Source organism: Solitalea agri, assembly GCF_023914155.1.
GTDB classification, from domain to species: Bacteria; Bacteroidota; Bacteroidia; order Sphingobacteriales; family Sphingobacteriaceae; genus Solitalea; species Solitalea agri.
Genome location: NZ_JAMWYS010000032.1, coordinates 66,021 through 85,694, shown reverse-complemented (window position 1 = coordinate 85,694; position 19,674 = coordinate 66,021). Strand labels below are relative to the sequence as shown.

The 19,674-nt window shown below is 38.5% G+C and carries 11 protein-coding genes; all 11 read right to left on the bottom strand.

Annotated elements, in window-relative coordinates; all coding sequences use genetic code 11:
- Positions 1-13: 13 nt before the first annotated feature.
- The gene (gene sov, locus NF867_RS09755; RefSeq protein ID WP_252587651.1) at positions 14-6,988 is read right to left on the bottom strand and encodes a T9SS outer membrane translocon Sov/SprA; all 6,975 of its coding nucleotides are present in this window, start codon (positions 6,986-6,988) and stop codon (positions 14-16) included.
- Positions 6,989-7,094: 106 nt separating this feature from the next.
- On the bottom strand, positions 7,095-7,694 hold the full coding sequence (gene ruvA / locus NF867_RS09750; protein ID WP_252587650.1) for a Holliday junction branch migration protein RuvA: 600 nt from the start codon (positions 7,692-7,694) through the stop codon (positions 7,095-7,097).
- 195 nt (positions 7,695-7,889) lie between these two features.
- Positions 7,890-10,169, bottom strand: coding sequence for an NADP-dependent malic enzyme (locus NF867_RS09745; protein WP_252587649.1), 2,280 nt, complete (start codon positions 10,167-10,169; stop codon positions 7,890-7,892).
- Positions 10,170-10,399: 230 nt separating this feature from the next.
- Positions 10,400-11,851 carry a lytic transglycosylase domain-containing protein gene (locus NF867_RS09740; RefSeq protein ID WP_252587648.1) on the bottom strand — a complete coding sequence of 484 codons (1,452 nt, stop codon included), beginning with the start codon at positions 11,849-11,851 and terminating at the stop codon, positions 10,400-10,402.
- 194 nt (positions 11,852-12,045) lie between these two features.
- Positions 12,046-13,485, bottom strand: coding sequence for an Asp-tRNA(Asn)/Glu-tRNA(Gln) amidotransferase subunit GatA (gatA, locus tag NF867_RS09735; protein ID WP_252587647.1), 1,440 nt, complete (start codon positions 13,483-13,485; stop codon positions 12,046-12,048).
- 52 nt (positions 13,486-13,537) lie between these two features.
- Entirely contained in the window at positions 13,538-13,756 is a 219-nt protein-coding gene (locus NF867_RS09730; protein ID WP_252587646.1) for a Sec-independent protein translocase subunit TatA/TatB, read from the bottom strand.
- A 124-nt stretch (positions 13,757-13,880) separates the two neighbouring features.
- On the bottom strand, positions 13,881-15,125 hold the full coding sequence (locus NF867_RS09725) for a murein hydrolase activator EnvC family protein (RefSeq protein ID WP_252587645.1): 1,245 nt from the start codon (positions 15,123-15,125) through the stop codon (positions 13,881-13,883).
- A 60-nt stretch (positions 15,126-15,185) separates the two neighbouring features.
- The gene (lolB1, locus tag NF867_RS09720) at positions 15,186-15,977 is read right to left on the bottom strand and encodes a lipoprotein insertase outer membrane protein LolB1 (protein ID WP_252587644.1); all 792 of its coding nucleotides are present in this window, start codon (positions 15,975-15,977) and stop codon (positions 15,186-15,188) included.
- On the bottom strand, positions 15,955-17,655 hold the full coding sequence (locus NF867_RS09715; protein WP_252587643.1) for a tetratricopeptide repeat protein: 1,701 nt from the start codon (positions 17,653-17,655) through the stop codon (positions 15,955-15,957). The genes lolB1 and NF867_RS09715 overlap by 23 nt, the downstream gene beginning before the upstream one ends.
- A gap of 100 nt (positions 17,656-17,755) precedes the next feature.
- Complete coding sequence (gene dut / locus NF867_RS09710) at positions 17,756-18,190, bottom strand: dUTP diphosphatase (RefSeq protein ID WP_252587642.1); 435 nt, start codon at positions 18,188-18,190, stop codon at positions 17,756-17,758.
- A 26-nt stretch (positions 18,191-18,216) separates the two neighbouring features.
- Positions 18,217-19,674 carry a lipopolysaccharide biosynthesis protein gene (locus NF867_RS09705; protein ID WP_252587641.1) on the bottom strand — a complete coding sequence of 486 codons (1,458 nt, stop codon included), beginning with the start codon at positions 19,672-19,674 and terminating at the stop codon, positions 18,217-18,219.

The following is a 19,674-nucleotide window of genomic DNA, read 5'->3' as shown; positions in this document are numbered from 1 at the left end:
TCAAAATGTAAACCTATAAAGTAAGTCTTAAACCCACTCCAACATTAGTATATGAAGTTTTATAGGTATTTGAGGTTTCGGGCTTGGTTACATTCCGGTCCACAAAAATCCTAAAATTAAACCGTTGGTTAATTACATAGTCAACTGATGGACGTAATGACAAGGTTGTTGTTCCTCCTGCCACCTGTGCAACTGTGTTATCGAGCTGGTAAATAATTGTTTTATTGCCTCTTATACTGAAATCCAGTCTAAAGTTAAGATCATTGTTAGTGGTGTTCAGGTTACCTATTCTGAACGGAAGTTTAAATTTCTGCGTACGATAACCCAATCCGAAAGTAACCTGATTATCTTTCATCTGCGACAATTGAGCATTAGCCAAACTAAAGCTCAACAAACGGCTCTTCCTAAACTCAAAATTACCTGTCATATTATTCTTAAACTTCATATCCAAGCCTATCAGTGGCAGGAAATCCTCTGAAAGTGTTACAAAACCCATTTGATACTTTGGTAAGAAGTTAAAGTTTCCATTATCATCCGCAATGGCATTACGGCTGGTTACATTCCCTGAGGCATCTTCCTCGTAGTTGATCAGTGTTGTGAAACTTGTAACCGTATAAACTGATTTATACGAATGGTTTAAGTTGATGGAAGAGAAAACATCAGCAATAAAAGGAATCTTTGTTAAGCCATTATACGTAATACGCCAGTTTGGCAATGGAAATCCATGAAAAGGCTCCAACGACATTGAGTTCGGGTCTTTACGTAAATAGGCCGAAAGAAATGCATTTACCACCACATCCTGTTGTGCCCTTCCATAACCGTCCGAATATCCATCGGCATCAACACCTACTGAATTCGAATTACCATTTCCTAACCTTTCTGAGATAACCTTACGGCTTTCGTCGAACTGCGTAAAGGTTGAAGAAATATGGTTAACATCATTCTCTCCCTCAAAGGCCGTATTTAGTGAAATAGTGCTAATAGTATACATACCCGTTGTAACCGGACTAAACTCTTGGAAAGTACCTGTAAGTGCATCATATCTAAAGTTCGATTGGTCATTAAGCTGTTTTCCACGCGTACCAGAGAGTTCAATCCTGAAATCTTTAAACGGCTCCACAATCACCCTATAATTCAAATCTTCCTTACGATTTTGAACATACAAACTATTCATGTTTGAATAAGCAGTCAACTGCCCTTTGCTTGCAACATCATATCGGATATCCTTTTGGCTCCCCAACATAAATCCTAATCCCGGAGTTGATCCAAAGATGTTGGTGGTTGGCAGGTAACCAGGCAAAAATGTTCCATCACCTATGGTATATGAACCGTTTAAGTTCTTTATCATGGTTATAAAGCCTCGATAAATATCCCCCGCATTAAAATCTTTAGGTTCCGGGTCTTTTAAGAATTTAACTTTGCCGAACAATTGCGCAAAATTCAACTGACCTGTAAAGTTAACCGTACGCGCATTTTGAATAGTATTACCAAAACGTGCCGTATCACTCCTTAACGTCGATAACGGTTCCGAACGCCAGTTATAATCCACCGCATAACGCATACTTAAAGAGGTCCATTGCAAAGGCCTGATCCTGTTCAGCGGTACGTTATAGGTTATTCCTACCCTTTGACTAAACTCCACCGGACGGCCGAACTTAAACAAGTTACTTCTGATAGAATCGCGAACATGTGAGTTGATAGGACCATCCGGTTCATCAACTGAGGCAAGGCTTCGGGCACTATAGTCAATACGTAAAGCGGTACTTAAGTCCCAACCGATATTATAAATTCCCGTAAGGTAATATGACTTATTAAATGTACTTGGTGCAATAAAATAAGAGGATTCTTCTGTAGCGCGCAAGGTATTCTCGCTATAGTACCGGTCGAGCATAAACTGAACATCCACCACTTGCGGTGCAAGATTAATATTTATATCCTTAATAATGCTCCATCCCTTCTTAAACATCTTATTGAAAGGTTTCACATTTCTAGATTCCTTTTGATAATTATAGGCAATAATGGCTTTATAGGTTTTCACCTCATTGTTCTCCACCGTATACGAACGGTTTTTGAACTGCGTATGCGCATAGGTGAAGTTGAAGTTTTCTATATCGTAGAAATTAATCTTATCGCCGGCATTCCTATTCTTCCTAACATTTGTAAAGTTGATACTTTTACGAGAAGTTACATCGTTTACCACACTCTCCAACGAATCTCTTTTGGCACCTGACAATGAATTAAGCACATCATCTAATAACAAATCAGGCGATATAGGACTGTACTCCGGTTTCTTGGTATCTCTAGCATATGAAACATACATCGGAATTGACAAATTTGCCTTTTTTGAAAAGAATTTGCCTAACTCAAGATTCGAAGAAATATCATAAGTAGCATTCTTTGTTCGGTTTATCTGGCTTACTTTACGGTCTAATGAGCCAAAACCAAAGGTACTCATACTACCTGCTAAGCTTACGGTAGCGAAATCGGCCAATTTAGCATTCATTAAACCGGTCATGGCTATTCCACCCTCTTCTTTAAACTCGGCAATACGCAACTCGTCGAACCAAACCTCTACCGACTTCGGCAGTCCATCGTCAAAATTTGGAGGAGGATTGTTTGCCTGATATGGGTTTCGTACCCCAAGCATCATCACCTTAGTTTTACTTAAATCAGGGTTTCCTTTTATCGTAATCCTGAATGTTCCATCCTGAACGGTATAAGGTTCATTTACCGGCAAGTTATTGGCATTCCGGTCTTGTTTAAGCCTTTGAAGCGTTTCAAATGCAATATCCAGATTGTTCTCTGATGGCCAAATTCCATCAGGATCTTTGGTTCCTGGAGGAGTGACTGTCAGCGGAACTTCGTATTCGTAATAGTTCTGATCATAATCGGTAGCCAAACGTACAATAGCTCGCACATCGCCCGTAGCCAAAGGACCTTCTGCGTGGATGAACATTTTCAGCTTTTTGTACGAGCGGAAATCAAAATTGATTGTTTTATAGGTCGCGCGAGCAAAACCGTCGGCAAGGTTTTCAACCTTTAAAAGCAATGACTGTTCGTTCAAACGTACATTTTCGCGATAAACACCTTGCACCTGTTGCTGCTCAATACCCGGCGGAATTACATAAGGAATAGGTTCACGGTTTCCATTCTCTTCCAAGTTAATTGCTGCCAAATTAACGGTTGAGTTATCAACGTTTGAGGCCGGAACCCCTTGCTCTCGCAAGGCCTGTGAAGGCGCATTCGTCGGATTAAACTCTTTCCATTCACCACGAACCAATTGCAACTTAGCAAAACGCATTACGGCCGAATCGGCAAAACCGGTCATGAACATACGGATGAAACGTATAGAACGAAAATCCTGGATGTTACCCACTCTCGATTGAAACTCTGAAATTGGAATTCGGAACTGATACCAGGTAGTAGGCTGTACTTTACCGTTCTGCAGTTTAACATTGGTGGTTACTTTATCATTTAAGAAATTCTGTCCTACCACCAGATCCTGTGGACGCATTGAGACTCTATACTGAAAGTACTCTTCGGCAGTACTCATATTATTATCCCGGTTGATATCCTCACCATCGGGATTTGAAGTAGAAGCAGCATTTTCAATTCCAATAGCTTGTTGCGCCTGCTGAGAGGTTTTAGAGTTACTTTCCGTTCCGTTGAAACGACTGTAACGCTGTAGAATCAATGCATCACTGGCATCTAAATCAGGACCACGAAAATAAATAAAATCATCATTGGATGGATCCTTCTCGGCTTGTACCAAAGCAGGAGAACCACCCGGCAACACACTTCTTAGCTGATTAAGGTATGATTGAAAAAACGCACTTTCCTGCTCGGAGCTTAATCCATCTAAACCAACATCCTGTCGTTGGCGGGAAGTGGGGTCATTATTAAATGCTTGCGTTACCGGTTGATTTTTACCAACGGCACCCCAATTGGTAAGACTCACCTGCGTAGGATCACCACTCGCAGGCAAGGCATTTTCAATGCTTTTAGATCCGTCTTTTAATATATCTTCCGAAAGATTCCCTAAGTTAAAATACAAATCCCCTCCAGCTGAATTAGGATTCGCAAGAAATGGATCCATTACCCAAAACTCAATATATTCAACATTTAAGGCCTGAAAATCATTCTGCTCAAGCTTTCTGAATATTCCACCCCAGCGGCTCTGTGGATTTGACAAGGTTCCATCTGACAATAGCCCTGTTGTTGAGAAGTTGTATGGACCTCTTTTTTGAGGATAAAATGCAAGGTCGAAGGTTGGCAGTAATAATGGAGTACCAGTTACCGATTGCTTATTCGGAAACACCTCCTGTTCCGTTACTTCACGTACATAGGGGTTTGAAAGCTCTTCTTTATTATTGCGGATATTTGATGGTGTTGAGCTATTACTAGTGGCATAAAATATTGGATCGATCGTATAAAATGCTAATTGAGCACGATTAAAACCGTAGCTCAAATCATTACTTAACTGCGCTTCAGGAAACAACTGAGGAGTTCCTGAAATAAACCAATTGTTATAATTCTTTAAGTCGATAATAGCTCGCGTTGTCTCAAAATCATCCAGGTAGGAAACTCCACCGTTATCGCCCGCAATATTCAATGCCCGGGCATGACCTGGCATAAACTGCGCAAACTCTCCATTAAAGCTAATCGATGAAGTTTCATTGGTGGAGATGAAAGGAATTTTGTCGACAAGTTTGGTTAGGAATTTCGATTCGGAGCGGTAATTGGCATCAAAACCGTAAATAATATTTGAAATCGACTCATCGCCAATATTTACTTTTTGAGTCAATGGACGCTCGCTAAGGCTAAGAATCGTTCCTCCTAAATTCAGCTTATCACTCACATTATAATCAAAACGTGCACCCATCATGGTTCGCGATTGAATACCAAACAACTCAGTGCTTTCAAGTTTAATTTTAATTGGCAGTCCTGAGTTTAACAAAGCTTCATTTAAGATCTTAACACGCCCCAAGTTATAATCCACTGTATAGTCAACACCCTCTACCATTTGGGTTGGACCGGCTGTTAGAATTACCGATCCTTGAGGAACATTGATCGCATTAAGGTTGAATTCAGAACTTGTGCTCGATTTATAAATTCCCTTCAAGTAATATCGATTAAGCGCCGGAAACTGTTGTGCGACGAACTTAGTGGAATCATATAGTGGTTGGAACACGTACTTATCCTTAAGCGCTTGCTCCGATGGAAGAAAGTTTGCTGCCAGATCCTTACCAAAGGGCTCAACAACGGGAAACATGATCCTTCCGTTTACTGCATCTATTGTTACACCCGGCATAAAATCAAACACTCCATCAGGCTTGTTATCCTGCTGGGTATTTATCCTGTCGAGATTGGCCAATGATATATATGGTTTTCCCTTTGTATTTACACCTTCGGGCATTACAGGCTGCTCCACTCCCGATTTTTCATCTAACCGAATTACATTTAACCGAAATCCTTCTTGACTCACCTGATAAGCATTTAAGCTATAAATGTTTTTCATCATTAAATCCCAGCTAGGCAAATAGGTTTTAAGCAATTCATTTTTTAAGAGCTTTACATATAAAACCACTGGCTGGGCAGGGTCTTGAGGCACATCTGTTGAAAACTCCCCCACCTGATATTGAGAGCCCCCTACCGTATAACGGTAGGCCACCGCCAATACTTCATCATTATTAAGAGGTTGGTTTAGTGAAATATATCCCAACACCGGATCTACCTTATACTCCCGTTCATTTAACTTGCGAGCATAAGTAAGCTTAGCATAGTTATCACTTCCTCCGGTTGGCTGGAAATAGGTATTGATCGTATTATCGTTGGTTAATCTCGTTTGCTGGGGGATCACCGTCAACAGGTTATTTGATTGAGGAGTAATCCCATCATTAAAACCTGAAGGATACACAGAAGCCCCGCTTTGAAACAGCGTAGAATTATATGGCTGATGCTCTCCCAAATCAAGGAAGGCCAGGATATCTCGCGAATCAGCATTATTATTCGTTTTATTAGTAACCCAAACTTCAACTTTATTAATTACTACCCCAGAGTTTACAATCGGAGGCCTTGATAAAGCGGTATTGTATTGATCACGGAAATAAGTTGCCAGGAAAAAATGTTTGTTGGCCTCGTAATTATCAACCTGGATACTGAATTCATTTTCTTGTGCTCCATTGGTGATGTTGATCTCTTTCATCTCACTTCGCTGCTGCGAGAAGAGCCCTGTAACACCCAAGCGCCCAAATTGCAACTGGGTTTTTATACCAAACAAACTCTGGCTACCATTGATCAAAGTACCCGCAATCGGCATACTTACGTTACCAACTTCCACTTTCCGAACGATCTCGTCTTCTTTGCCGGTATACTCAAATTTCAGTTGATTTTCAAAATCAAATTGTGCCTGTGTATTAAAATTGGTGTTGATTTTCAACTTTTCACCTATTTGCCCCATCAGGTTAATTTGAAGCCGCTCATCAAAGTCCAAACTGGTTTGTTTACGTTGACGAGTATTGAACAAGGGGTTTTCATTTTTATTGAAACGAGTAGAAAGACTTACTTCGGCAAAGCCCTGAGGACGAATGTCGATATAACTGCCACCAAAAAGGTCGTTTAACGCTTTACTTTGGAAATTCAGTTTAGGCAATAGGCCCCGATTCTGAACAATTTCATTTGATTGCCCTGCCTTTTGAAGCCAATAATTCTTTTTTGCTTCCTCTAATGAATATTTTTTAAACTCTTCAAATGTTAATTTTTGAGGCAAGCGATAGATTCTTCCGCCAATGGTTTCAATAACCTCATATGTATTCGTTACGGGATCATACTCCACCCTGCGTACAACATTCGAAGGATCTTTAAGCCCAATGATATTATTGTAACGATTAAGTGCATCTCCCTGCTGTTTAATAGGGTAACGTAGTTTAACTGTATCGGTGCTTTTTTGCAGCTGCTGAGCATTTTGCGCCCAGGATTTAGAGCACATAATAGCAGATGAAGCCCAATACAGAAAAAATATTAAAACACACAGTAAATGTTTACGTACCAAATTAGTTTAGTATTGAATTAGAAGCCGTTAATTTAAAAATTTATCAAAGATTTTTTAATGACTCTTTAATCAGACCCTCCACTGATAGCTCTCCATCGGCTTTTCTCAATAGATTATCTATTACCTTTTCGGCAGAAGCCTTCGCAAACCCAAGCATCACTAAAGCAGTTAATGCCTCATCTCGCACTCCATTATTTTGTGGAAGCTGAATCAGCGAATTGCCCACTTCTTTTTTCAACTTATCCTGCAGTTCCAGCACCAAACGCTGAGCCGATTTTGGACCTATACCTTTTATCCGCTGAATTTGGGGAACGTCTCCGTTTACGATTGCCTTTTCAATTTCAACCGGAGTAATAGACGACAACATCATTCGGGCAGTATTTGGCCCAATGCCTGAAACAGAGATCAAATGAATAAAAAGTCGTTTTTCTCCCTCATCAGCAAAACCATACAATGTATGAGCATCTTCTTTAATACTTAAATAGGTATGAAGTTTAACGAGAGAAGAACCATTATTACCAACATCTGCAATTTGAGAATAGGTATTTAAGGAAATATGAATATGGTAGCCTACGCCTGTTGTTTCAACAATTACGTAGGTAGGACATTTGTATGCTAATTTTCCGTGAATGTAGGCAATCATAGTAGTTTATTGGAGTAATAACGCGCAAAACTTACGGTAATTACATGAACCTTAACTTAGTAAGAATATTGATTATACTTTAATACAGGCTTAAAGGTTACTTCGGAAATGAATAAAAACAAAACCGGTAGCTAATTTAGGGATTCTTACTTAAAAGAGCCCCAATTAGCTACCGGGATTATATATCAGTACTGATTATTTTACCTTTTGTCCGTGTCTTTGTGCATCAACAACTGCAACTGTAACCATGTTAACAATCTCACGAACAGAGCTATCAAGCTGAAGAATGTGTACCGGCTTGTTCAATCCTAACAAAATCGGACCAACAGCTTCTGCTCCCCCTGCTTCTTGCAGCAATTTATAAGCAATATTACCAGACTCAAGATTAGGGAAAATAAGCGTATTGGCAGCCTCATCAGCTAAACGAGAGAATGGGAAGTTGGCTTTCATCAATTCCGGATTCATTGCAAAGTTTGCCTGTACTTCACCCTCTACTAATAATTTTGGATATTTTTCGCGGAGAATAGCTGAAGCATCACGCATTTTCACTGCTGAAACGCCATCATTAGAGCCAAAGTTCGAATATGACAACAATGCAATACGAGGCTTAATGTTTAATGCTTCAACCGCTTCATTTACTAATAATGTAATATCAACTACTTGTTGTGCGGTTGGATCCAGGTTTACTGTTGCATCAGCAAAGAAAATAGGACCTCTTTTCGAAAGCATCATGTACATACCCGCAACACGATTAACTCCAGGACGAGTTCCAATAACCTCCAAGGCAGGTTTTACTACGTTCTTATAACTTTTTGTCAAACCTGAGATCATCGCATCAGCTTCGCCCAACTCAACCATAACAGATCCAAAGTAATTACGATCGCGCACTAATTTGCGAGCATCGCTAAGGCTTACTCCTCTGCGTTGACGTTTCTTGTAGATAATGTCTGCATATTCTTGAAGTTTATTCTCGTCTTTAATTGGATCGATGATTACAGTTCCTCCTAAATCAAGATTATTCTCCTCAATAATTGAATTAATCTTATCAAGATTTCCTAAAAGAATTGGAATAGCAATGCCTTCATCCTTTACTATCTGAGCTGCTTTTAACACTTTATAATTATCGGCTTCAGCAAATACCACTCGTTTAGGCTGCATTTTAGCACGCTGAGCGACATTACGCATTAACTTATCATCAAGCCCTAAGCGTTTCTTCAATCCCTCAACATAAGCGTCCCAATCAGTAATTGGTTTGCGTGCCACACCCGAGGCTATAGCCGCTTTAGCTACTGCAGGAGCCACATGGGTTATCAAGCGCATATCCAATGGTTTCGGAATGATGTAATCTTTTCCAAAAACAATGTTACTTTGATTATAGGCTAGGTTTACAGCTTCCGGAACTGGCTTTTTAGCTAACTCAGCGATGGCCACAACGGCCGCCAGTTTCATTTCTTCATTAATCTGATTGGCAAGTACGTCTAAAGCTCCACGGAAAATATATGGAAAACCTAGAACGTTGTTCACTTGGTTAGGATAATCAGAACGACCAGTAGCCATAATGATATCATTACGGGTTTGAAGAGCCAGCTCATAGCCAATTTCCGGATCAGGGTTGGCCATTGCGAAAACAATCGCATTTGCGGCCATTGATTTCAACATCTCAGGACTAACGGTTCCAGCTGTCGACAAACCAATGAACACATCAGCATTTACCATAGCCTCTTCCAATGTATTAACATCTGTACGCTGAGTGGCAAACTCCTTCTTTGAATCATCCAATCCCGGACGGTCAGCACGGATAGCTCCTTTTGAATCGGTCATTACGATGTTTTCCTTCCGGGCTCCTAACGAAGCATATAAGCGAGTACACGACATAGCCGCAGCACCTGCTCCGCAAACAACGATTCTTACCTCTTCAATCTTCTTATTTTGTAATTCCAGTGCATTCAATAGCGCTGCAGCCGAAATAATAGCTGTCCCGTGCTGATCATCATGCATTACCGGAATATTCAGTTCTTCTTTTAAGCGGCGCTCGATTTCGAAACACTCAGGTGCTTTGATATCTTCAAGGTTAACTCCGCCGAAAGTTGGCTCTAAAGCCTTTACTGTGCGTACAAATTCATCTACGTCAGTTACATTTAATTCAATATCAAACACATCGATATCGGCAAAGATCTTGAAGAGAACTCCTTTTCCTTCCATTACCGGCTTACCGGCTTCCGGACCAATGTTTCCTAAACCTAATACGGCTGTACCATTACTGATAACGGCTACAAGGTTTCCTTTGGCAGTATATTTATAAACATCGTCAACATTCTCAGCAATTTTTAAACAAGGCTCAGCCACACCTGGTGAATAGGCCAACGATAAATCGCGTTGAGAGTTTGTGGCTTTCGTAGGAACTACTTCTACTTTTCCAGGACGGCCAATTGCGTGGTAATCCAGCGCATCCTGTTTACGAGTGGTCTTACTCATTTAAGTCAGTTTTTATGGTGAATCGCCAAAATTAAAAAATAAGCTAAAAAATCACAGATTTATATTTTATAATCCGATTTTTTTTAAAATTTTCAATTTCGATCGACTTTAATTAACATCCTTTATAATAATTTAATTTAAAAAGTATGACAATCATTTTATTTCATGGACAGATCATAAAAAAAGGCCCTATATGGGCCTGAAATTTCATATCTTATTCGAAAACATTCTTAACCGACCTTTAATGTGGTTCCAGGTCGAATACTTTTCGCATTATTTATCTTATTCAACTTTTTCAGTTTTTCAACTGTCATACCGTCAAACTTCTCAGCGATAGTCGATAATGTATCTCCAGGCTTAACTTTATAAGTTTTTAAACTTCCTTTTGATTTAGTTGACGACAGATAGTTTTTGTTCGAAGAATAAATCTTTATCCGTTGACCAAAAGCAATTTTACTTGAACGTAAACCGTTCCATTTTTTCAAATCGGCAACAGAACATTTATGCTTAGTCGCAATGGAACCTAAGTTATCACCACGTTTAACCTTATAGTAGTTTATAGAATGGCTCTTTTTTCTTTTTTGAAGTAACCGTACAAACTCGTCATCCGCCTGCCAGCGTTCGTTCGCTACTGAGGCTTTCGACAATTTAATCACACACTGTTCAAACTGAGCCGAGCTTAAAGAAGCGAAATAATCCTTTGACTGCTTTGGAAGGATCAACTCTTGCGGGCTATCAGCAGTCGCATTAATTATATGTTTACGATATTTCGGATTTAAGAAAGTGAGTACGTCGTTAGATACATTTAATACTGTAGCAATTTTCGCCAACGATATTGCTTTATCAACCATTACGGTATCTGTTTCATTACTAAAATCAGTTTCAGTTAAAGTAATATTATGCTGAGGAGCATATGTCATAATATAAGTAGCTGCAATAAACGCCGGAACGTAATTGGCTGTTTCACGAGGCAAAAAAGGTCTAATCTGCCAAAAATCAGTACTGCCTCCTGCCTTTGCAATAGCCTTATCTATATTTCCGGGCCCGCAATTGTAGGCAGCAATAACCAATAACCAATCATTGTATCTATCAAATAAATCACTTAAAAAATGAACAGCTGCTATGGTTGAGGCAATAGGGTCACGACGCTCATCAATATAATAGTTAACATCAAGATCATAAAACTTCCCCGTTCCATACATGAACTGCCATAAACCGGTAGCACCCACGCGTGAAACTGCTGTTGGTTTTAATGTAGATTCAATTATTGGCAGATACTTAAGGTCAAGCGGCAAGCCCTCTTCCTTCAAAAATTTCTCGAAAATAGGAAAGTAGTACCGACCTATTCCCATCATTTTAGAAACCAACTCACGTCTTTTAAAGGCATACAAATCAATGTGAGTTTGAACGAGTTCGTTATAATCAAGAGGAATCTCGCTCTTAATAGAATCAAGGCGAAGTTTATAAATATGATTTTCGAAAAAGGGAATTTCAGAAGGATCGGAAGGTAGAACAAATAAGGTATCGATAGTAGAACATGCCATTGTTTCAGCTACAGCACCAGTATCACGCCCGACAGGATGCAATGACTTTAACACTTTAAGCAGCTTTGGAGTCAAACCATTTGCCCAAACAGCAGATGACAAGAGAATAAAGCAGAGTGAAAGTAGATTTTTCTTCATCTGTAATTTCATTTGTTTTATCATCATTTATTGCCATAGGCAAAAAACGAAAGATGGTTCACACTCTAGTGCTTAAAAATTTCAAGCACAAAACAAATTGTAAAACGATGAATGTTAACCGTTTGTTACGTCTCTTTTGACAAAAATCGTCACTGAACAAACAATAAACTTCAACTTGTTAAATATCAGCTATTTTAAATTAAGCTTTTTTTATTAATATTTAAAAGAAGTTTTGAAAAAGAAAGCAATCCAGACTCATCGAATCTTTTACCGATCAGCTGTAATCCTATAGGCAAATTATTTGAATGTTCGCCAACAGGTACAGAAATAGCAGGTAAACCTGCAAGCGAAGCCTGAACAGTAAATATATCTTCGAGATACATTACCACCGGATCTTTAAGTTTCTCACCTAAATTCCATGCGGTTATTGGGGCGTTTGGAAGAATAATAAAATCGTATTTAGCTAAAATCTCATTCAGGTTATCACGTATCATCCTGCGGACTTTTTGAGCTTTAGCATAATATGCGTCATAATATCCGGCACTTAAAACAAAAGTACCCAGCATTATACGGCGTTTCACCTCAAGCCCAAAGCCTTCAGTTCGTGATTTTTTATACGTGGATTCCAGATCAGTGGCCTTATCGCTACGATAGCCATAATGAACCCCGTCATAACGGGCAAGGTTTGATGAAGCCTCGGCTGTTGTTAAAATATAATAGGTAGGAACAACATAATCCAACAGAGGGAAATGAGCCGCTTCAACAACATGACCTTCTGCTCGCAAAAGATCAATATTTCGTTGCATCAATGCTTTTACCTCCGGATCAAGGCCTTCACTATTTAGGGTTTCGTCAAGGTAAGCAATACGTGCTTTCCCGCTAAACTCTAATTTTTTTGAATACAACGGCACCGGAATAGAAGATGCGGTTCCATCGTAATCGTCTTTTCCTGCAATTACTTCCAGGATCAAGGCAGCATCATCGATAGATTTGGTGATGGGACCAACCTGATCAAATGAAGAGGCAAAAGCAATAATTCCATGACGCGATACACGTCCATAAGTTGGTTTCAATCCCACAACTCCACAAAAAGCGGCAGGTTGGCGAACAGAACCTCCGGTATCGGTACCTAATGCCGCAAGGCAAAGATCAGCCTGAACAGCTACTGCGGAACCGCCTGATGAACCACCTGAAACTTTCGTATTGTCGGCTGCATTTAAAACCGGTCCATAAAAAGAGGTTTCGTTAGACCCTCCCATTGCAAATTCATCACAGTTTAAACGGCCAATTATAATGGCATCTTCTGCCAATAATCGGTCTACAACTGTTGAAGAATAAATAGAAGTGAAACCGTCTAAGATTTTAGAAGCGGCAGAAACCTTATGATCTTTAAAACAAATATTATCCTTTATTCCGATGACCATTCCGGCAAGCTTGCCTGCTGTACCATTTTTAATTTTCTGGTCAATTAGCTGAGCTTTTTCAATAGCTTCATTGGCAAATACTTCAACAAATGCATTCAAATGCTGAGTTGCCTCAATACGGTTAAGATAATTATTTACAAGCTGTTCAAGTGTTAATGCATTGGCACTAATAGCTGCCTGAACAGCTTTTAAAGAATCGTAAGATTGCAAGGTCTAAAAAATATAATCTTTAAACTGGGAGAATTAAAGCTTTAAGAAGAAACTAGTTTTGTTCTTTTTTTGAAGGTTCAGGATTATTCATACTATCCTCAATCTCTTGCTTGATGCCACTTGAAGCATCTTTAAACTCACGAATCCCTTTGCCCAAGCCACGAGCTAATTCTGGTAATTTTTTGCCACCAAACAATAATAGTATAGCAAACATGATAAGAATAAGCTCTCCTGTACCTAGGTTCAAAAACAACAAACTGTGATTTAACATCTCTTTAATTTTTTGGCAAATATACTACAATTATTCTTTTACGTCCTTATTTTTAGACATTTCTATAAGACAAACGTAAAGCCACATTATGAAGATTCAATGAATTTCAAATAGATCTTCATTACTAATTTGCTAACCAATACTCCGGATTTAAAGCAGTTGCTCCTTTTCTCACTTGGAAGTTCAATTCGGAGTTTCCATCTGCATCTGTAGAAACCGTCCCTATAGCTTGTTTAACACCTATCATCTGTCCTTTGGAAACTGAAACTGAACGCAAGTTTGAATAAACAGTAAAGTACTCTCCATGATTGATCAAGATCGCATACTCTCCAAACAACGCAGTTACCGCAACTACCTTACCACCAAAAACAGCCCTTACAGAGGCACCTGGATTAGTTTTAATATCAACACCGTCATTATTGGTTTCAACTTTCTCTAAAACAGGGTGAGGATGAATACCAAATCGTTCCACGATAATACCTTTTTCAACCGGCCATGGCAAACGACCACGATTACTTTCAAAGTCAGCAGTTAATTTTGCTCCTTCAGGTGTAGAAGAAAGAACGGATGATCCGGAAGCTGTTTTAGGCGTAGCTGTAGGAGCAGTGGTTCCTTTAGCTTTAGCTTCCGCCTCTGCCTTACGTCGAGCTTCTTCTTCTGCCTTTTTACGAGCCGCCTCAATTTCGCGACGAATAATATCTTGTATTGCCTTATTTAGTTTTTGGGCCTCTCGCTGTTTTTTGGCAATCTCTTGTCTTAAATTTTTCTCTCTACTTTGCAATTGACCAACAACCTGCGTTTGCTTCTGCTTTTCTTTTGTAAGCGTCACTTTTTCTTTTTGCTCTTCTCCTAAGAGTGTATTCTTATCCTTTTTATCGGTATTGAGTTCCATTACCTTAACATTTAAGGCTTGTTTTGTACGCTCAATATATTCGGCTTGCTTTCTACGATAGGTACCAAACTGCTGCAGATATTTCATCCGCTTATAAGCTTGATTAAAGTCATTGGCAGCAAAAATGAACATAAGCTTGTTATATGCACTTTGATTACGGAAGGCGAACAAAACCATGGCCGCATACTCCTTCTTCAATAGCTCAAGTTGTTGTTGCAATGAAGATATATTTCTATTCTTCTCAACAATTTGATTGCTTATAACTTTAATCTGGGTATTAATAGTAGTAATTACTTTTTCACGTGTTTGAATCTGACTATTCAAAACACGCAACCCCTTTAGAGAAACGGCTTTTTTCTCTTGAGTTTGTTTTAAAATTTTATTGGTATACTCAATATCCTGATTCAACTGCTTTTTACGTTTTTCAAGTTCTTCTCTTGATTGACCAAAAGCAACAGTACTCACACCAGCAAGCATGAGGCATATTAAAACACAATAAAAATTCTTCTTAGAAAAAAGCAACTCCATTATAACAATTTAATTAAATCGTTTAGGTACAGAAAAAGGGAACTCTAGGGGTTCATTTACCGTAATTTTATTGTATCGTAAGTAAACTCCTAATTTTTTATCACCCGTTTGCGAAGATATAGATAATTCCAGTGGCACCAAACGCGAATTAAAAGTTGAGTAGTTACCATACGAAACGATCAGATGCTGATCGGGAGAGCTATTATCGATAGTAAAATTATCCGTTTTGAATTGATTGTTGTAGTTGAATTTATACTTCAGCCCCTCATCTTCGCCAGTAATAATATAAAACAGATCTTCCACTTTAAAATCATCCTTTGGATTAACAAAGTTTCTCACTTTATTACCCACCAAAATTGCTTGCAGCGTTTTAAAATCGACCTTTTTATTAGTCATTTGCTGGATATAGTCAAAGCCTTTGTTGATGTATGAGTTTTTGCCCAAACGAACCAATACCTTAATACTATCAGGAGTGATATAGGCCCGGGCAGCTTCAAAACCGAATGCTGAAACTGAGGCCCAGATAATCTCATCTTTCTTTATCCGCAAATTAATGGTAGCATTATCCTCTCTTCCTTCAGTAGAAATTACGGCCTTAGCCTTTCCACTAAAATAATCGAATGAAAGTTCAGTACTATCGGTTTGGTATTCAAATTTAAGCTTGGCCTTTTCAAGCTCTGTAAGCTCTTTTTTATTTAATGGACCTGTTTCAACAATTGCTTTTTTTGGGCGACAGGCGGTGGAAAACAACCCTAAAACAGTTAATAAAACGAAAAATTTATTCGTGTAAGGCTTGATCATTTATTTTTTTTTCTAACAACTCTGATTTACTTCCGTATTCTTTAGCTTTCTTCCAGTATGATAAAGCCTCATCTTTATTCCCAAGTTTAAACATCACATCACCATAATGTTCAACCAGGGTGGCACTTTTAGACATATTATTGCTCAATGCTTTTTCGATCCACATCTTCGCTTCCTGATACCGTTCTAAACGGTACAACACCCAACCATAGGTATCCTCATATGAAGTGTTATTAGGCTCGAGTTGAATTGCCCGACGGGCCATCTTTTCGGCCTTCAATAGGTCTTTTCCGCGCAAACTTAAGTAATATGCGTAATTATTCAATACTAACGCATTATTATAATCTAGAAGAAGAGAGCTTTCATAAGCATTATCTGACTCGGGATAATTCCCAATCGAATGATACGAATCCCCTATATTGCCATAAAATTGAGCAGATAATTCCTTACTATCCTTTGACAAGACAAGCCCTTTTGTGTAAGATTCAATAGCTCCTTTGTTATTTCCGGTTTGCGCCTTAGCTATTCCGTCAAATAGGTATAATAAAACCTTATCCGGAAAATAGCCCAAAGCGACGGTTGTAGTAGCGACAACTTCCTTAAAGTCACCAAGTCCTAGTTGTACCCTAGCCAATTGTTCCCAAACCGCATAATTGCTTTTATCATTCTCTAGAGACTTTTTATATAATACACACGCTTCTTTTTTCTTATCCTGAATCAGCATTAAGTCTGCACGAATAGAATACACTTGTGCATTATGCGGGTATTTGTCTATTAATATGTTCGAAAGAATAAGCGTTTCATTACGAACCGATTGCTGATTAGGATCGGTGTAATTATTATAAAGTATTCTGACTTTCGATTCAAAATCAACTTCATCAGACACAAATGCCCGTTTAACGGCTTCAAAAACAGCGGTCTTATTTCCTTTTACTTTATAATAATCAGCTAAAGCAAGATGTAAATAACCATTGTCAGGAGCAACTTTCATTGCTTGCTGATATTTTTCGAGTGCTTTATCGTATAAATTATTCGACTCATATAACTCAGCAGTCATCAAATAATACCTAATATCATCCGGGTTGCGCTTGATGAGTTCTTCCATCTCCTTTACAGCATCATGAAGGTCACCCTTTTTCAAATAAACACGCTGCCGTTGCAATACTAATTCATCGCTGTAGCCAAATAGTTTTTCTATTCTATAATAAACCGATAATGCTTCATCGATGCGATCGGCAAATATTAAAGCATTAGCCTGGTTATAATAAAACTCTTCGTTTTTAGGGCTTAAGCTAATTAACATTGAATAGGTATCGGCAGCCTTGCCAAACATTTCAAGCTGTTGCTGCAAACTGGCTTTAAGCTGATAATACCATAATTGTTCTTTATTATACTGGATAGCCTTTTCAATAGCAATAATAGCCGATTCATTTTGCTCCAAGATCTGATACGCCAATGCCAACTCATAATAAGCGGCATCATTTGTATTATCAATATCAAGGCAAAGGAGAAAATTACGAATAGCATTATTGGTCTCGCCTAATGTTTTCTCACGTAATCCATTTAAGAAATAGTATTTTACTTTGGCACTATCGGATGATGTGAGCACTCTGCCAGCGGCCGACACATTATGATGCGATGAACCTTTTCTGACCGTTTGGCCAAAAGAAGCATTCATAGCCACTGTTAAAGTTACTATAGATAGAATAATTCTCTTCTCGAAACCCATCATTTTAGCAATAACGTAATAAAAATCAGACTATTGCCTGAGTCGCAAATTATTGAAGTCCTGTATGTCCGTAGCCACCAGCGCCACGCTCGGTAGATGAAAGAATTTCAACCTCCAGCCATTCGGCTTGCTCATGTTTGGCAATGATCATTTGAGCAATTCGATCGCCATTATTAACTTCAAAGTTTGTATCAGATAAATTTATCAATAATACTTTAACTTCACCACGATAATCTGCATCAATTGTTCCAGGAGAGTTCAGAACCGTAATTCCATGCTTCAATGCCAAGCCACTACGAGGACGAACTTGAGCTTCAAAACCAACTGGCAACTCCATAAATAATCCGGTTGGAATTAGTTTACGTTCGAATGGTTTTAGTATTACTTTTTCTTCAACAAATGCACGTAAGTCCATGCCTGCTGAGGCAACAGTTTCGTAACCTGGTGTTGGATTGTTCGATTGATTTATTAATTTAATTTGCACGCTTTTATCTCCTTTTAACAATTAATTTATGCTTTAATAAGTCTTCTAAAATTATCTTTCTCTCTCATAACTACAAAACCTATAAAGAGAATCACAAGCAGATTTCCAATAAAAATATTGTTATGAAACCCTAACTGTAAAACAACAACCACAAGTACCGAAAGCGCAATATAAATTAGGGCCTCTTTCAACTGATATGGGATGGGATAGTTTTTTTGTCCTAAAATATAGGAAAGGATCATCATCGACAAATAAGCGATCAGGCTTGTCCAAGCCGAGGCCATATAGCTGAATTTAGGTATAAACAACACATTTAAGACAATTGTTAGGAACGCCCCAACAGCAGAAATATATAATCCATACTTAGTTTGATCTGACAATTTATACCATACTGAAAGATTCATATAAATTCCCAAACATACATAGGCGAAGAGTAAAATTGGCACTACCGAAAGTCCTACCCAGAACTTCGATCCAATAAAATGTTTGAGAATATCAATATTGGCCATTAACCCAACATTTATAAGGCAAACCACTATAATAAAATAATGCATAATGGTGGCATATGTTTTCGGGGCATTGGCATTTTTAGCATGGCTAAAGAAAAATGGCTCAGCTCCCAACCTAAAAGCCTGAATGAAAATATTCATAAAAATGGATAGCTTACAGCAAGCGCCATAAATCCCCACTTCTTTGGCGGAGAGGTATCTGTCGAGTAAAATTTTATCCAGATTTTCGTTAATAATAAACGATAAGTTGGCAATTAAAATTGGCCAGCTATAGCTTAGCATTGTACTTAAAAGTTCTGTACTAAAGCTAAATCTCACTTTTATAATTTCGGGCAATAACAATAGGAATGTGAGAATGCTTGCTATTAAATTAGCCAGAAAAACATATCCAACCCAATTAGTTTCAAGGCTTACAAAAAGCTGATAACCTGGCAGCTGTTTCTTTAACAATATGGGAACGATGAAAATAAAGAAAAGGTTAAGACCGATAAATGTCAGAATATTTACAACTTTAACCAGAGCATAGCGAGTAGCCTTATCGTCAGCTCTAAGTTTAGCAAATGGAATTACACAAATGGCATCAATTGCTAAAATCCATATGAAATAACGGACAAAAGGAAGATAATTTACTGTGGAACCTTCAGATTGAAGCCAATTGGCTATATACTGAGATGATGACAAACCCAGTAACAAAAAAGCAATTGCCACGGCAGTAACACCCCAAAACGAATTTGAATAAACTTTGTCTTTATCTTTTTCCTTACCTAAAAAACGGAAATAGGTAGTTTCCATTCCGAAAGCCAGAATAGCGTTAATAATCGAAGCCCAGCTATATAGTGTGGTAAAAATACCATACACCGACTGTGAATAAATTTTGGTATATAATGGAGTTAAGAAGAAGTTTAAGATGCGGGTAGCAATATTGCTAAGACCGTAAATGGCCGTTTGACCAACAAATTTTTTTAATACTGACAA